The sequence below is a fragment of the Flavobacterium sp. CLA17 genome (assembly GCF_013112255.2).
GTDB lineage: Bacteria > Bacteroidota > Bacteroidia > Flavobacteriales > Flavobacteriaceae > Flavobacterium > Flavobacterium circumlabens.
In genome coordinates this window covers 3595365-3612151 of the sequence record NZ_CP068294.1, presented here as the reverse complement: position 1 = coordinate 3612151, position 16787 = coordinate 3595365, and the positions used below count along the sequence as shown (strand labels likewise).

Below are 16787 nucleotides of genomic sequence, written 5' to 3'. Positions count from 1 at the left end.
TGCGATTATTCCTGTTCTATAATAGTAAGGATGTTTTTTGGAATCTCTTCAAAAGCTTCAAAGGAATACGGTTTGATCAGATAGGCTTTTACGCCCAGTACATCACATTTTTCTTTGTAGGCCGGATTTATACTGGTAGAATAGACAAAACAGGGAATAGTTTTTAAATCAGTATCATTCAAAATCCGCTGCAAAGCTTCAATACCATCCAGTATTGGCATGTTGATATCGGTCAGAATAACATCCGGAATGGGATTGGAAGTGTTTTTGAGGTAATTCAGCAGCTCTTCACCATTGCTCACCAGACTTACTTTACCAAAGTTCGGGTTTTTATTAAAAGTCTCCTGCATTACGTCAGCATCATCGCTGTCGTCTTCGGCAATAACAATATGTAAGTTATTTAGCATCGGCGTTTATACTATTGGAAAAAAAAGATTAAAAGTGGTTCCATTGTTCAATTCACTTTCAACAGTAATATTTCCTGAATGGTTTTCCATGATTTTTTTACAAATTGCCAGACCAATACCATTTCCGGAATATTCGGTTTTGGCATGAAGACGCTGAAAAATAGTAAAAATTTTTATAAGATGGTTTTGCTCCATTCCAATGCCGTTGTCTTTGATTTGAATTTTTACAAATTTAGTGGATTGATTCGAGATTTCAGATTTAAAATTTTCTATTTGTGAAATTTGAATAAGGGGCGGGATTTCTTTTTTGCTGTATTTAATAGCATTTGAAATAAGATTAGAAAAAAGCTGGCGCATTTGTACTCTTGAAGCCTTAATCAAGGGGAGCTTTCCAATTTCAATAGTTGCATTCCTGTCGGTGATTATTATTTCTAAATCCTCTTTGACCTCAGCAATAACCTGTGCCAGATTTATTTCCATACGTTCTTCCTGTGCGGTGTGGGACGAATAACGTACTAAATCATCTACAAGTGAATTGAGCCGTAATGCAGATAATTTCATGACATTCATGGATTTAGCATCCATTTCTGAAAGATAACTTCCGTCAATTTTTGTATTGTGCATGACGATTTTTCGAAGCGGCTCTTTAAGATCGTGTGAAATTACATGAATAAATTCTTCCAGATTGCTGTTGATCCTGTTCAATTCATGAATTTTTTCTTCCAGTTCCTTTTGGTGGTCTATTAATGCTTTTTCATGTTTTTTCTTTTCTGTCAAATCGGTAATCACAATTCCAATTCCCTGTACAGACGGTTCAAAATCAGTTAAGGCAATATAAGCCGGGAAAACATGTTTCTCATTCTGGGTTTTAAACACAATTTCGTGTGTGGTAACACCATATTTCACGGCTTCTATCAATGCGGTAAAGTTTTCCGGATTTTCGAAATATTCATAGAGATAGTTTCCAATTATTTTTTCGGAAGGCAGGCCTACAAGCTTGGCAAAATAATCATTGCAGTATAATACGAGTCCATTTTTAGCAATACTCAGTGCGCCCTGTCCAAATTTCTCAATTAAAAGTCTGAAAGTGTAATCAGCGGTTTCCAGCGAATAAAGCTGGGGAACTCCGTTGTTATTTACTACTAATGCATCAACATCTCCTTGTTTTATGGCATCGACAATGCTATTGGCTTCATACAGTTCTTCTTTTAATGAGGCTATTTCTTTTAATAAAGATTCGATATTTTTATTGTTATACTCCAAATTATTCACTGATATTTAGTATCCGTAACACCTTTTCTCTATCGGATAGATCTCCAAGGATAATTCTGTGCGGTGCAGGATCTGTTCTTATTAATGTAGGTATTGCTACAATTTGATGAATTACAGCCTGTTCTGTATCACGGCTGATATCTATAATTTCCAGTTCGTAATTATCTGTCAAATATTTATCACAGATTTTACGAAGGTTTTCTATGGCATGTCCTGATTTTACAGACATACCCGAAACAAAAAGCATAAATTTATGTTGGGTTGTACTTGTGCCGTCAGAGGGATCATCCATTAGTAAGAGATTACAGGTTTAATATTAAGTCCGACAAGTACTCTTTCTTCATTGGAAAGATCACCAATGATTTTACGAATAGGTTCCGGAAATTTTCTAACTAAGGTAGGTACTGCTAAGATTTGATCGCCTTCAGCCAATTGCGGACTTTTAAGCAGATCTATAATTTCAATACTGTATTTTCCAGCCAGATGTACTTCGGCATATTTTTTTATATTTTCGAGTGCTTTTATTGACTTTGGCGTTTGTCCTGCTATATAAAGCAGTAATTGCCATTCGGCTACTTCCTTTTTCATATGATCTCTATTTTTTTTTAGAAGCCAGCTTTTCCTGTAATTCTTCTGTTGCTTTTAGAATACTTAATTCTTCCTCAGCAGATTCGAATTCATTTTTAAGAGCTTCTATATTGGCTTCAAGAACTCTGCGTTTACGCGCAATTTCTCTGTCTTTGCGATCGATTTCGTTTTGAAGCTTAATATCCGATAATGTTTTTTTAATCTGATGTGATTTTCTTGCCGTTCCGGTTAAAACTCCCTGTGGTCCCAATTCTACATCGAGTAATCCAATTCCGTTGCTTGTGATAATAAATTCACGTACCTGATTGGAATGTCCCATTCCTCGTGATTTTACAATAAAAAGCCCTCGGTTTCTTTCGCCGATTCCTTCCATATCACGCACTGTTATCCAGGTATCTACCAAAGATGATACGGACTCTTCTGCAAGATCCGGTCTTAAATTATCAGTTTGTTTATTCAGGGAAGTAAAAAGAGCTGTAATATTATTGATCTTCAGCATGTCTATCAATCGTACCAGCATGGAGCGGACTTCGTGTTCACTGCCTACTAAAGTCAGATTACTAATAGGGTCGATAATAATGGTAGTTGGCTTAAATTCCCGGATCAATTTTCTAAGGGTAAGCAAATGCAGTTCAAGCCCATTAAGCGAAGGACGTGAAGAGTGTATTTGCAAAGTACCATTCTTAATGTATTTCTCCAGATTAACCCCTATTGATTTCATATTTCGAACCAATTGCTGCGGTGATTCCTCAAAAGCAAAATAGAGTGTTTTCTCCTTTTTTTCGCATTGTTCTGCGGCAAAATAGCAGGCAATGGTTGTTTTGGCGGTACCGGCTGTTCCGGATACTAATATATTGCTGCCACGGAAAAAACCTCCACCTTCAAACATAGTATTCAATCCGGGAACTCCGGTAGAAACTATCTCTGAAGAAACTTCGTTGTCCAGTCTTAATGAGGTAATGGGAAGGACTGAAATTCCATCTGCATCAATAAGGAACGGATATTCATTGGTACCATGTGTCGACCCTCTGTATTTTACAATTCTAAGTCTTCGGGTAGAAACCTGTTCGATAACACGGTGATCCAGCACGATTACACAATCTGAAACATATTCTTCCAATCCTTGTCGCGTAAGCATTGCTTCACCGCGCTCTCCTGTAATAATGGCTGTCACTCCTTTGGTCTTAAGCCAATGAAATAGTCTGCGAAGTTCAGCTCTCAGTATCGCCTGATTATCCAAACCGGCAAATAGGGACTCAATAGTATCCAATACAACCCGTGTGGCTTTTATGGAGTCTATGGCATGACCTAATCTGATGAATAAACCATCAAGATCGTATTCACCTGCTTCTTCTATTTCAGATCTTTCTACTCTTACATAATCGACTACGAGTTTCTTGTCGGCTTTTAGCTTTTCAAGGTCAAAACCCAGTGATTTGACATTTAGAGTAAGGTCATTTGAGGGTTCTTCAAAAGACATGAAAACCCCTGGCTCATTATATTCTGTAATACCTTTAATAAGGAATTGCATAGATAACAATGTCTTTCCGCAGCCGGCTCCGCCACAGACTAAAGTTGGTCGCCCTTTTGGAAACCCTCCATCTGTAACTTCATCCAGACCATCTACTCCTGTCGGAGTTTTTGGAAATATAAAACGATTTGATTTTGATTCTTTTTGCACGCTATAAAATATTCTGTTTACTCAAATATACGTTTTCTTACAGAATTTAACATTCCTATTTATTAAAGTTTTAACAGCTGTTTAAATAAATTCGCAACGTAAAAGAGAAAATCATAATTGCATACTATTACGGCTGAAATAGCGAAAAATAAGGGAATATTTAATCAGTTTTTTGATCGCAATCTTTTCATATTTTTACGGATCACATTTTTGTCGGCCATCGTTTTAGCTAAGTCCAGAGCAGTTTCAAATTGATGTAAAGCCTTCTTATTATCAAAGCCAGTGTATAGATTTCCGAGCAGGGAATAATAAAAATGATTATTGGTGAGATTGAGTTTTTCGGCTTCAGCAATTGCTTCCTTTTGCTTTTTACTTTTGATAAGGCATATGTTCTGTTCAAGGCTACAATCGGAGAATATTCGAGAATTAAAGAAGGCCCTGGTTAAGGGCGTTTCCGGTAAGAATAAAAAATCACTTATTTAGAATTAAATCTATTTTCTGTGAAAGCCCGTTAGCAATTTCAGGCTCATTTTTCAGGCTGTTGTTCATAATCCAGGGAGTCAGTTTTTGGTTTTCAATGATTTCCTTTTTAGAATACACCAGACTGAAATACATATTCAGTTCCATTGCGTTTGCGGGTAGGGGTTTATTTTTATTTTCTTCCGGGATATCTTCATAATAATATCGGGACTTTTTTAAATTTGGATATTGCTGAAGCAAATAATTATTCAGCTCATAACGGGGACCGTCGCCTTTGTACAGATCCTCTTGCTGAATTGGAGTGATGAGCAGATTTGTTATATTTTCTTTTAATGTTTTATAATGACTTGAAGTGGTCGAAAAATCGCCCTGAGAAATAGTTCCTTTTTCAGATAATTTTCTAATGACGGAAAGCCGCACAAAATCGCCGTTGATTTCAATTACTTTAAAAACAAAATATTTGTTTTCGAAACTCTGGCTTCCATTAGAACCTCTTTGTTTGCTAAAAATAAAACTTCCCAACTGCAGTTTGTGTGCTTCGGTATGAATTGCTTTTTTCCACATATATGGTTTATAGACCATTTGCCGTATCATAAAAAAGACTATTGTACTTATAATCGCGACCACTAAAATTGTTTTGTTCATTTGTTTTTTAAAGTAAAAAGACGTTGAAATACAAATATCAATAAAGTTACCGGAATAAACATTCGGTCGTTGTAAAAACATAAAAAACCTTCCCAATATAAGGAAGGCTCTTCGCGTTTATTTTTTGTCTTTAAATATAAAGAATGAAAACACATTCGAAATTAGACCTGCAACAAGCCAGGACCGCATCCAGAAAAAGAAGAAATTAGAGGAATCTCCACAATTGATGCTGGCTAATGTAAAAGTAATAAAAAAAGTAGTGGTCCAATTTTGCAGCAATCGAGTCCGATGTTTGCTGTGGTATAATCCGGTAACTTTCACTTTAATTCAAATTAATTAACTGAGGTCCAAATTCTTCATAGAAAATATTCTCCTTACTGACATTCAGGCTAAGGAGTGTCTCGTATTGTGTTTTTATAAACATTTCCGGACCGCAGATATAAAATTTAGCTTCTTCCAGTAAAATGGCTTCCTTACATTTATGAAGATCTACCCGGCCTTTGATGATCTGATTTGAAGTTTCGTCGTCTGTTTCGATGGTATCATAAAAAGTAAAAGTTTCCAGGTGTTTCGCCTCTTTTTTGATTTCATTAATCTGATTTTTAAAAGCGTGAACCGATTCATTTCTACAACCGTGAATCCAGATTGTTTTTTTATTTTGAAATGACATCAGATTTGTTTCCAGCATACTTAGCATGGGCGTAAGTCCAACACCGCCACTGATCAGAACCAACGGATTTTGCGAATCTTTTTCTAGATGAAACAGTCCCGCAGGAGCTGAAATAGAAATAACATCCCCTTCTGCTTTTGCATGTAACGCATTCGAAACTAAGCCGAAGGGATTCGGTGCCAGTCCGCTCTCTTTTTTTACCGAAATCCTGTAATATTCCGGATTAAAAGCACTGGATAAACTGTATTGTCTGGGTTGTAAAAGATCCAGTTCGGGCACAAAAACCTGAACACTGATGAACTGACCGGCCTGAAAATCGGCAATTTCTTTTCCGTCTTCCGGATAAAGATAAAATGATTTGATTTCGCTTGATTCGGGTACTATTTTTTTGATTACAAATTTTCTCCAGCCGGTCCAGCTTCCGGGTTTCGCTGCATTTTCCTCATAGAGTCCTTTTTCAAGATCAATCATGATTTGAGCGAGCTGATAAAAAGCAACGGTCCAGGCATCAAGGATTTCGGGAGTTGCGGCTTCTCCCACAACTTCACCGATAGAAGCAATCAGATGGGTACCCACGATTTTATAGTGTTCCGGCTGAATGTTCAGGCTTCTGTGTTTGGTTCCGATTCCTTTTAGAACACCGATTAAAACAGAGGGATCTTCGATGTTTTCGGCATACGCGAGGACTGCATTGGCCAAAGCCGATTTTTGTCTTCCGTTGGCCTGATTGCCCATATTAAACATATTGCGCAATTCGGGCTGTGCAGTAAACATTCGGGCATAAAAATAATGGGTCAGGTCTTCACCGCTTTCTCTTAATATTGGAATGGTAGCTTTGATAAGCTCTTTTTGATATGTATTCATTTGTGCTATTCGGATTAGGTTTAAATATTGATTTGTAAAATGGTAAAGCGCTTTAGAATTTTCATTCGCAAATGTAGCACAGGACTAAAACTTCATTTTATGACTCAAATCATAAAATTGGAAAAATAAGATTCAGGAGATGTATACCAGCAGATTTATAATTGTAATAATTTATTAATATTTTGTAAATGAGTATTTTATAAAATTATAAAGGTTTCTTAAATTGGTTTGTAAATATTTTCTTCTGTTGTAAATTAGTAAAACAATAATTTTAAAACAGACAACCCATGAAAATGAGAATCACATTTGCCGCAGTATTGCTGGGTTTTGCAATATCGGCCAACGCACAAAAGAAAATCGCAGTTACAGAGCTGCCACAGCCGGCGCAGGATTTTCTGAAAGAACATTTTAGTAAGACAACTATAGACATTGCTAAAAAAGACGCCGAACACGGCGAAAAAGGATACGAGGTTAAACTGAAAGACGGAACAGAAGTAGAATTCTGGAAAGATGGTTCGTACCGGGAAGTAGATGGCGGTGACAAACCGATTCCGACTGCATTTATTCCGGCATCTGTTAAAGAGTACGTGGCAAAAAACTATCCGAACGAAAAAATTACCCACATCGATTACGGACATAAAGACCTGGATGTAGATTTAACCAACAAAATTGATCTCGAATTTACTAAAGAAGGAAAATTTATAAAAGGGGAGAAAGATTAAATTGTCGGGAAATTGAAAAAAAGTAAAAAAGTAAAAAACGAAATATGAAAAAGGAAATAGTCAGATACTATTTCCTTTTTTTTGTCGTTAGTATTTAGGAAATTCCAATCCCATTTGAGTACTTTTCAAAAGGAAATAAACAAAGATGTAATACTTCAAAGCAGCTTTATTTACCAGCAAATTTAGATTCTGAATACACACAAAACCTGTATAAACATTGTACAAGTGTATAAACTTTATACACTTTAAATTCTGTTGAATTATCGTAAATCCCTCAAAATGTATTTTATAGCATAATGGCACATGCATTGCTAAATGTGTAAATGTGAATTCCTGTTTACGGGAAAATTATAAAAGCCATATCATACAAATCAACAGAAGTGCAATATGAAAAGTGAAACAATTATTTCAGATCAATTTTATACTACAAGCGACAATACAAATAATAACGGACATTCTATAAGCAGTTCCATTTTTCGTATTAATAGTACAACATCAACCAGAAACAAAGAAACAACTTCAAGTCCATTGGGATTAATCGTACTGATAAGCACTTTTGCCCTGATGTTGACTGGAGCTTTTATGGTGTATCAATTCCAGCCTGACTTTGATCAGTTTCATATAGAAAGAATCAATTCTTCCTGGGGATTCCCTTTTCTGATTTTAGCTATTGCTTTGTTCGTTTTCCAAAGCGGTGTGTTTGCCTATAATTTATTTCTTTATTTGCGTTACAAACCAATTGAATCGGTTAGCGATGATTTATTACCAACCTGTACGGTGATAGTGCCAGCGTACAATGAAGGGAAGCTGGTTTGGGATACCTTATTAAGTTTGGCGAACAGCGATTTTCCGGAGCAAAAATTACAGATTCTTGCCATTGATGATGGTAGTAAAGATGATACCTGGTACTGGATGCAACAGGCAAAAATCAAATTGGGAGATCGTCTGACTATTTTCCAACAGCCTGAAAACGGAGGTAAACGTCACGCACTTTACCGTGGATTTGAATTGGGTACAGGAGAAATTTTTGTAACGGTAGACAGTGATTCCATTGTAAAAAAGGATACTTTGAGAAATCTGGTAAGTCCTTTTGTAGTAAACGAAAAATGTGGGGCAGTGGCAGGAAATGTTCAGGTTTTGAACAATAAAAAGGCATTACTTCCTAAAATGTTAAACGTAAGTTTTGTAATGAGTTTTGAATTCATGCGTTCTGCCGAAAGTATGTTAGGCTCTGTACTTTGTACTCCGGGTGCAGCAGCAGCGTACCGCAGAGATGCCGTAATGAACTGTCTTCCGGAATGGATCAACCAAACCTTTATGGGACAGCCATCAGACATTGGTGAAGACCGTGCCATGACCAATATGATCCTGAAACAGGGACTTCATGTGTTGTTTCAGAAAAATGCTTATGTCCTTACCAATGTTCCTGAAGAATACACAGGTTTGTATAAAATGTTTATCAGATGGAGCAGGAGTAATGTCCGTGAAAACCTGATGATGGCACAATATGTTTTTAAGGATTTTAGAAAAGAATCTAAATTTGGTGCAAGACTTTTGTTTATCAACCAATCTTTAAAAATCATTTTAGCCTATCCGTTCCTCATTTTCATGTTGATTTTTGTAGCAATGCACCCGTTATTATTCTTAAGCTCAACCTTATTAAGTATACTAGTAGTATCTACTTTCCCGGTTCTGTTTTATGCCAAAAGATACAATCTGGCAGATTCGTTTTGGGCGTATTCCTATAGTATCTTTTATACTTTCAGCTTATTCTGGATTACTCCGTACGCCATCGTAACTGCAAATAAAAGAGGTTGGTTAACCCGCGGATTATCCGATAAAAAATAAAATTGTAATTCTGAATCAATAGAGATTAATTGGTGCAAAAAGCTTCTGTTCGAATGAATAGAAGCTTTTTTGTTTGTATGGAATTATTTTACTTCATTAATAATTTCATTTTAGCTATTTTCTGCTTTTTTGTGATCTCCAAATAAAATATTCCGAAGTTCATAGCTGAGCTGTGAATGCTTGCAAATACGGACGAAAGAGAGTTTTATTTTAATTCTGATGAACAAAAACACCATTCATTTAAAAATAAAAAGTTAAAATTAATTGCGTTTAAGACCGAACGGTCTATATTTGTACCGTCAAAAGGAAAAGATCATGAGCAAAGCAGAAAGAACAAGACAATTTATTATTGAAGCATCGGCACCCATAATCAACAAAAAAGGAATGGCCGGAACTTCCCTTACTGATATTATGCAAGCTACAAAATTAGCAAAAGGAGGCATCTATGGTAACTTCGAAAGCAAAGAAGAAATCTGCATGGAGGCGTTTGCCTATCTAAGATCACAATTGGCAAATAAATTAGATTTAGCTGTTTCTAAAGGCAAATCTGCTGAAACAAAGCTCTTTAATTTATTAGACGTGTATCAGAATGACAAAAGCATGATGGAAGGCTGTCCGATATTGAATTTTGGTACTGAGGCCGATGATACAAATCCAGGCATGAAAGAACTGGTCAGAAAAGCGGTGTTTTCTGCTCAGAAAAGATTCTTTACGATAGCAGAAGAAGGCATAAAAAATAAGGAATTATCAGAAGAATTAGATCCGGAACAGTTTAGCATCAAAGTTTTTGCAATGGTCGAAGGTGCCATTTTATGCGGGAAATTAGTGGGGAATCAACAGATGATACTTGTTTTGGACAGTATAAAAAAGGAATTTAAAAGTTATGTCCTGTGACCAAATTTTTTTTTGCTAATTTTTAGACCGATCAGTCTTTTTTAATATAAACTTAATAATTAAATATAATAACAATGTCGAAAGTAATTTTTATAACAGGAGCCACAAGAGGATTTGGAAAAATCTGGGCAGAAGCATTTTTAAAGCGTGGTGACCGTGTAGTGGCAACCGGAAGAAGTATTGAAGCCTTACAGGAATTAAAAGATACATATGGAGATCTCGTACTGCCGCTTCAACTGGACGTCAATGACCGCAAAGCTTCTTTTGAAGCCGTAAACAAAGCGAAAGAACATTTTGGAAGAATTGATGTCCTGATCAACAATGCCGGATACGGTTTATTTGGCACCATTGAAGAAACATCAGAAGAAGAAGCAAGAAAGCAAATGGAAACCAACTTCTTTGGAGTACTTTGGTTATCACAAGCAGTATTACCTATTATGCGTGAACAAAAAAGCGGCCATATTATTCAGGTATCCAGTTTCTTAGGACTGATCACACTGCCTGTCTTGGGACTTTACAATGCTTCTAAATTTGCAGTAGAAGGGTTTAGCGAAACGCTTGCTACAGAAGTAAAAGGTTTTGGAATCAATGTTTCCTTAGTAGAACCTAATGGTTATACCACAGACTGGTCCGGGGAATCTGCAGTTCAAACCAAAAGCATGTCTATATACGATCCGGTTAAACAAGCTTTTAGTGAAGCTACTGCTACTCCCGGAATTTTTGGTAAACCGGAGGCTACGGCTGCTGTTATCCTAAAATTAACAGATGCTACTGAACCTCCTTTACGATTGTTACTGGGTTCATTTGCTTATCCGGCCGTTAAAAAAGTATACGAAGAGCGTCTGGCAAGTTTCGAGGAATGGAAAAGCGTTTCTGAGGAAGCACACGGAGCATAATTTTATAAAATAAAAAATGAGAGTTTTAAAAGAAAATCACAAGGGCTTTAGTACAATACTGGCCCTTGCTTTGATCCCGTTATCCGGCTTTGCGACAGATATTTATTTGCCATCATTACCGGCAATGGCCAATGATCTGCATGTTTCGGCAGCAGCTGTTCAGCTTTCGCTGGTGTTGTTTATGTTTAGTGTTGGGGTAAGCCAGTTTTTTATCGGAAGTATTTTAGACAGTTTCGGACGTTATAAAATTGGTCTGGTATCGCTGGCCTTATTTTCGGTTACCAGCTTTGTGATTGCAGTGGTGCCTAATATTTATGTGATTTATGCCATGCGAATTATTCAGGGCATTACAATTGCGCTGATTGTAGTCGGGAAACGTGCTTATTTTGTCGACCTTTTTAAAGATGAAAAACTAAAAAGCTACATCAGTTTGTTTTCTATCATTTGGGCCTGCGCACCTATTATGGCTCCGTTTCTGGGAGGATATCTGCAAAGCAGTTTTGGCTGGAGATCTAACTTTTACTTTTTAGGCGGATTATCATTGGTATTTTTGGTTTTAGAACTTATTTATAGTGGCGAATCATTAAAACATTATCATCCCTTTAAACTAAAATCAATTGCAGAAACGTATAAGGGAATGCTTAAAACACCTGATTTTACATTAGGACTTATTATTATCGGAATCTGTTTTGGTATTGTAGTGGTCTTTAGTTTATCCAGTCCTTTTATCATAGAACGTGTTTTGGGTCATTCTGCAATCACGACAGGTTACACTTCTTTGTTGTCCGGTTTATCGTTGATGACAGGCGGAATCATCGCAAAAGTATTAATAAAAAAATCGTTGGGCAGAAAAGTCGGAATTGCATTTGGTATTCAGATTCTGTTAGTGTTACTGATGATTTTCACCTCTTCTTTACTGACCAATATTTACACTTTAATTGGTTTTATAATTGGTATTCATATCGCCGGAGGTTTTATTTTTAATATTATTTATGGGTATTGCCTGACCCGTTTCTCCAAAAATGCAGGAGTAGCCAGCGGTCTTACAGGCGGTGTGATGTATATGATCAGTTCAATATTCAGTTACGGATTTGCGAATTTATTTAAAGTGAAAAGTCAATTATTACTTGGAGTTGCTGATCTTTCCTTACTTGTAATCGTTACGATCCTTTTTGTAATATTCAACAAATACCGATTACAAAACAGCCTTGAAAATGTTGTTAAAGAATAAATAGAGGTTCGAAATTATATTGATCAATTTTGATACCTTGTCAAAAACGTCCCGCTTATTAAGGCGGGATTTTTTATTTACTATTTTATCTTTTTCCGGGACAAAATACAATTCTGGGACGGTTCTTCCTGTAAAGTTGAATGAAAGTCTTTCAAATAGAAGATTAATGCGACGCAAAAGTTGATTTTTTTAGTAAGTGATAACCTTAAATTTTTAGTGTTTAGAACAAAAAAAACAATAGATAAGTCTGAAAATCATTGTGTTGCATTTGCTATTAATTTTATTGAAAAAATAAAAAACATTTACGAATCCTTATTTTGAAATATTCTAAATAAGACCTAACTTTCGGCCTTGAAATTCCGCAATGGAAAGTTCGTTAAACAGAATAGGAATTCGTTGATTGTATACATTATGAAAAAAATACTCTTTATTGCAATACTTGCAGCAACACTACAGGTTAACGCTCAGGAAAATAGACTTTTAGATCAGAATTTTTGGAAAACAGCTCCGGATTTAGCCACTTTAAAAGCTGAAATAGAAAAAGGGAATAATCCTGCAGAGTTAAATGGAAATGCATTTGATCCGGTTGTTTTGGCGATCAATAATGGCGCACCAATCGAAGATATCAAATATTTACTGACACTTCCGGGTAACGAAATCACAAAACTGACGCACGACAATCGTATTTACCTGCATTGGGCTGCGTATAAAGGAAATGCAGCACTGGTAGAATATCTTATCGCTAAAGGTTCCGATGTTAATTTCGAAGACAGCCATGGTGCTACGCCAATTGCCTTTGCTGCCGGGACAGGAATAGCAAACACTGCTACATTTGATGCCTTTTTTAAAGCAGGAGTTGATCCGAAAAAGAAATACGATGATGGGGCCAATCTATTGTTGCTGGCTATTCCTTCTGATAAAGACCTTTCCATTTCGCATTATTTGGTATCTAAAGGATTATCGCTAAAAGATGTCGATAAGAATGGGCATACCGCATTTGATTATGCCGCAAGATCCGGAAATATAGAATTATTAAAAACTCTGGCAGGAAAAGGAGTGAAGTATACGGATTATGCCTTAATAACAGCTGCTCAGGGAATGCGCAGAAGTGCAAACCCAATCGAAGAGTTTAAATATTTAGTAGAGGATCTTAAACTTAAACCCACAGCGACCTCTTCAAATGGTCAGACTGTGATTCATATACTGGCACGCAAAGAAAAACAGTCTGAAATTGTAAAGTATTTTATAGATAAAGGAGTAGACGTTAATCAGGCTGACAAAGAAGGAAACACCGCTTTAATTCTGGCATCAGAAGGAAAAGACATAGAGCTGATTCAAACTTTTGCAACAAAAGTAAAAAATATCAACGCTGTAAATGCCAAAGGAGAATCTGCACTGACTGCAGCAGTAAAAAGAAGTACTGCAGAAGTTGTTGCATTGCTTTTGAGTAAAGGTGCAGATATCAATGTTACCGACACTGCAGGAAACAATCTCGCCTTTTATCTGATTGAATCGTACAGAGCTTCAAAAGCTGGTGCGCAAAAAGATGATTTCGACGATAAATTAACCCTGTTAAAGAGTAAAGGGATTAACTTTGCAGCACAGCAAAAAGACGGTAGTACCTTATATTATACCGCTGCAGCCAAAAATAATATCGCCCTGTTGAAAAAACTGCACGGACTTAATATTGATGTAAATGCTAAAAATAGCGAAGGATTAACAGCCTTACACAAAGCAGCTATGATCGCAAAAGACGATACTGTTTTGAAGTATTTATTGTCAATTGGAGCTAAAAAAGACATCAAAACCGAATTTGATGAAACCGCTTACAGCCTGGCACAAGAAAACGAATTACTAAAAAAGAATAATATATCTGTAGATTTTTTAAAATAAATATTAAATGAAATCATTATCTAAAATCTGTCTGATGACAGTAATTGCAGGCCTTTTCTCATTTCAGGCTTCCGCACAGACCACTAAATATAAATGCCTTTTGCAAATGGCAAACTATGTGGGTGAAGGTGCTTATGTGGCAGTTTCCCTTATTGATGCTAAAGGTGAATATGAAAAAACCCTGTATGTGATGGGCGACGATAAAAAATGGTACAAAAGCCTGAAGGAATGGAATAAATTCAATGCTAAAAAACCGGATGTAAGTGCGAAAACCGGAGCTTCGGTTACAGGAGGAGATCGCAGTGTAACGGTATTTGAAATCGAAAATTCAAAAATTAATAAAGGCTATAAAATACGTTTTGAAACCGCTGTTGAAGACCAGAAATATTATGTAGGAGATGCAGAAATACCACTAACAACAGCTGGAATTACCGAAAAAGCAGAAGGAAAAGGGTACATAAGATATGTAAAACTCAGCAATATATAAGGCATATGACATTATCTGTCTGGAGATATGCACACTTAACGCTGGCGGTATTTTCTTCACTCTTTCTTGTTTTGGCATCCGTTACCGGAGTGGTACTAGCTGCCGATGCGATAGGGGAGAAAATGCCGCCTTATCGTGTCGATAATTTTGAGAATCTCTACATTGCAGATGTTATTCCGGCTTTGAGTAAAAACTATCTGGAGGTTAGTGAAATCAGCGTAGATCACAATCAGTTTACTACCTTAAAAGGTCTTGACGAAGAAGGCAACGATGTTAACGCTTATATCAATCCCGTAACAGGCAAAGTAATAGGAAAGACCGAAAAGAAAAGTGCTTTTGTCCAATGGGCTACTTCGCTGCATCGTTCCCTTTTTTTACATGAAACCGGAAGGTTTTTTATTGGTGTTAATGCCTTTTTGCTTTTCCTGATTGCCATTTCCGGTACAGCATTAGTACTGCAGAGACAAAAGGGATTGCGTCGTTTTTTTTCGAAAATCATTAAAGATAATTTTGCACAATATTACCATGTCATTTTAGGAAGGCTGATGCTTATTCCGATTCTCATAATGGCACTTTCCGGAACCTATCTTTCCATGCAAAGATTTAAGCTTTTTCCCGAGACCAAAATCAATCAGAAAGAAACTCAGGTTGATACTAAAACTGCCAAACAGCAAAATAGTGCCGATTTTGAGATCTTCAAAAAGACAAAACTTTCTGATGTCCAGAAAATGGAATTTCCTTTTGATACTGAAGATACGGAAGAGTTTTTTATACTTAAACTTACCGATCGGGAGCTGAAGGTTAATCAATTTACAGGGCAAATTGTAAGTGAAGTTCGTTATCCGGTCACCGTATTGCTTGAAAACCTGAGTCTTGATCTTCATACCGGACGTACCAATGCAATCTGGGCTGTTGTTCTGGCTATTGCTTCACTGAATATTCTGTTTTTTATTTATTCGGGCTTTGCCATGACTTTGCGTCGCAGGGAAACCAGAATTAAAAACAAACATAAAGCAAAAGACAGTCGTTTTATTCTACTGGCCGGTTCAGAAAACGGAAGCACCTTGCGTTTTGCGAATGCCATTCACACCCAATTAATAAGCAAAGGCTTTTCTTCTTATCTGGGCGGTTTAAATGATTATACCCAATTTCCAAAAGCAGAACATCTTATCGTTTTTACCTCTACGCATGGGTTAGGCGATGCGCCTTCCAATGGCAGTAAATTTTTATCGCTGATAGATCAATATCCACAGGAACAAAAAGTTGAAATAAGTATTGTGGGTTTTGGGTCTAAATCATATCCTGATTTTTGCGGTTTTGCGAAAAAAACAGACGAGTTCTTATTTCAGCAATCCTGGAGTAGCCGTTTTCTGGAACTCCATACTGTTGATGATAAATCGCCTTTACAATTTGTAGAATGGGTGAAAAAATGGAGCAAAAAAGCAGACATTGCTTTAGCTTTGACACCGGCAACTTATGCACAAAAGCCAAGAGGAGTGGAGAAGATGATTGTATTGGAAAAAACGGCAATTTCAGAAACCGATCATACCTTTAGGATCACCCTGCGTGCCGGAAGCAGAACGAAATTTACATCGGGTGATTTGCTTGCCCTTTATCCGGCCGGAGACGGGAGAGACCGTTTGTACTCTATAGGAAAGAGCAAAGGGAATATTAGTTTAGTCGTAAAATTGCACCCACATGGTCTTGGTTCCGGTTATTTATATCGTCTTGAACCGGGATCGGTTATCAAAGCAAGAGTAATGAAAAATGAAGGATTTCACTTTCCTAAAAAGACTTCTGCGGTGGCTTTGATTTCAAATGGAACCGGAATTGCCCCCTTCCTGGGAATGATTGAGCAGAATAAAACTAAAACAGCCTGTCATTTGTACTGTGGTTTCCGAAACGAAACAGAATCGGTTTCTACATACAAAGAATTTGCAGACCATCAGATTAGCAGGCAACACCTGAAAGATTTTCATATTGCCTTTTCAAAGGAACAGAATCAGTGTTATGTAATGGATCTGATTCAGAAAGATGCTACTTTCTTTGCAGCTTTATTGCAGCAAGGCGGAACTGTTATGATTTGTGGGTCGCTTGCGATGCAACAGGACGTAGAAAAAATGCTGGACACCATTTGCATCGAAAAAAACGGAAATGATCTGGCGTATTATAAAACAAAAAAACAAGTGCTGGCAGATTGTTATTAAGC

Annotated in this window: 15 protein-coding genes; 8 read left to right on the top strand and 7 right to left on the bottom strand. The window is 36.7% G+C overall.

Translation table 11 applies throughout. The features are described from left to right. Positions 1–5: 5 nt before the first annotated feature. The 7 genes from HAV12_RS14800 to hmpA all read right to left on the bottom strand — a co-directional run bounded on the left by HAV12_RS14800 (position 6) and on the right by hmpA (position 6607). The gene (locus HAV12_RS14800; RefSeq protein WP_132033880.1) at positions 6–407 is read right to left on the bottom strand and encodes a response regulator; all 402 of its coding nucleotides are present in this window, start codon (positions 405–407) and stop codon (positions 6–8) included. 6 nt (positions 408–413) lie between these two features. Further along, the gene (locus tag HAV12_RS14795; protein WP_240345169.1) at positions 414–1679 is read right to left on the bottom strand and encodes an ATP-binding protein; all 1266 of its coding nucleotides are present in this window, start codon (positions 1677–1679) and stop codon (positions 414–416) included. Further along, on the bottom strand, positions 1672–1971 hold the full coding sequence (locus tag HAV12_RS14790) for a circadian clock KaiB family protein (RefSeq protein WP_171570339.1): 300 nt from the start codon (positions 1969–1971) through the stop codon (positions 1672–1674). The genes HAV12_RS14795 and HAV12_RS14790 overlap by 8 nt, the downstream gene beginning before the upstream one ends. Further along, on the bottom strand, positions 1971–2267 hold the full coding sequence (locus HAV12_RS14785) for a circadian clock KaiB family protein (protein ID WP_132033886.1): 297 nt from the start codon (positions 2265–2267) through the stop codon (positions 1971–1973). Before HAV12_RS14785 ends, HAV12_RS14790 begins: the two co-directional genes overlap by 1 nt. 7 nt (positions 2268–2274) lie before the next feature. After that, complete coding sequence (kaiC, locus tag HAV12_RS14780) at positions 2275–3948, bottom strand: circadian clock protein KaiC (protein WP_171570338.1); 1674 nt, start codon at positions 3946–3948, stop codon at positions 2275–2277. 471 nt (positions 3949–4419) lie between these two features. Beyond that, positions 4420–5073: a hypothetical protein gene (locus HAV12_RS14775; protein ID WP_171570337.1), complete on the bottom strand. Its 654-nt coding sequence runs from the start codon at positions 5071–5073 to the stop codon at positions 4420–4422. 322 nt (positions 5074–5395) lie between these two features. Continuing rightward, the gene (gene hmpA / locus HAV12_RS14770) at positions 5396–6607 is read right to left on the bottom strand and encodes an NO-inducible flavohemoprotein (RefSeq protein ID WP_171570336.1); all 1212 of its coding nucleotides are present in this window, start codon (positions 6605–6607) and stop codon (positions 5396–5398) included. Positions 6608–6894: 287 nt separating this feature from the next. On the opposite strand from hmpA, the gene HAV12_RS14765 reads away from it, so the two are divergent. The 8 genes from HAV12_RS14765 to HAV12_RS14730 all read left to right on the top strand — a co-directional run bounded on the left by HAV12_RS14765 (position 6895) and on the right by HAV12_RS14730 (position 16785). Then, a complete protein-coding gene (locus HAV12_RS14765; RefSeq protein WP_132033894.1) occupies positions 6895–7329 on the top strand; it encodes a PepSY-like domain-containing protein in 435 nt (144 codons plus the stop codon). A 387-nt stretch (positions 7330–7716) separates the two neighbouring features. Next, positions 7717–9177 carry a glycosyltransferase gene (locus HAV12_RS14760; protein WP_171570335.1) on the top strand — a complete coding sequence of 487 codons (1461 nt, stop codon included), beginning with the start codon at positions 7717–7719 and terminating at the stop codon, positions 9175–9177. 315 nt (positions 9178–9492) lie between these two features. Next, positions 9493–10071 carry a TetR/AcrR family transcriptional regulator gene (locus tag HAV12_RS14755; protein WP_171570334.1) on the top strand — a complete coding sequence of 193 codons (579 nt, stop codon included), beginning with the start codon at positions 9493–9495 and terminating at the stop codon, positions 10069–10071. Positions 10072–10145: 74 nt separating this feature from the next. Beyond that, positions 10146–10967 carry an SDR family NAD(P)-dependent oxidoreductase gene (locus tag HAV12_RS14750; protein ID WP_171570333.1) on the top strand — a complete coding sequence of 274 codons (822 nt, stop codon included), beginning with the start codon at positions 10146–10148 and terminating at the stop codon, positions 10965–10967. A gap of 16 nt (positions 10968–10983) precedes the next feature. Further along, on the top strand, positions 10984–12198 hold the full coding sequence (locus HAV12_RS14745) for an MFS transporter (RefSeq protein WP_171570332.1): 1215 nt from the start codon (positions 10984–10986) through the stop codon (positions 12196–12198). Positions 12199–12609: 411 nt separating this feature from the next. Beyond that, entirely contained in the window at positions 12610–14091 is a 1482-nt protein-coding gene (locus HAV12_RS14740; RefSeq protein WP_171571700.1) for an ankyrin repeat domain-containing protein, read from the top strand. Positions 14092–14098: 7 nt separating this feature from the next. After that, positions 14099–14578 carry a DUF2271 domain-containing protein gene (locus HAV12_RS14735; protein WP_171570331.1) on the top strand — a complete coding sequence of 160 codons (480 nt, stop codon included), beginning with the start codon at positions 14099–14101 and terminating at the stop codon, positions 14576–14578. A 5-nt stretch (positions 14579–14583) separates the two neighbouring features. After that, positions 14584–16785: a PepSY domain-containing protein gene (locus tag HAV12_RS14730; protein ID WP_171570330.1), complete on the top strand. Its 2202-nt coding sequence runs from the start codon at positions 14584–14586 to the stop codon at positions 16783–16785. Positions 16786–16787: the final 2 nt, after the last annotated feature.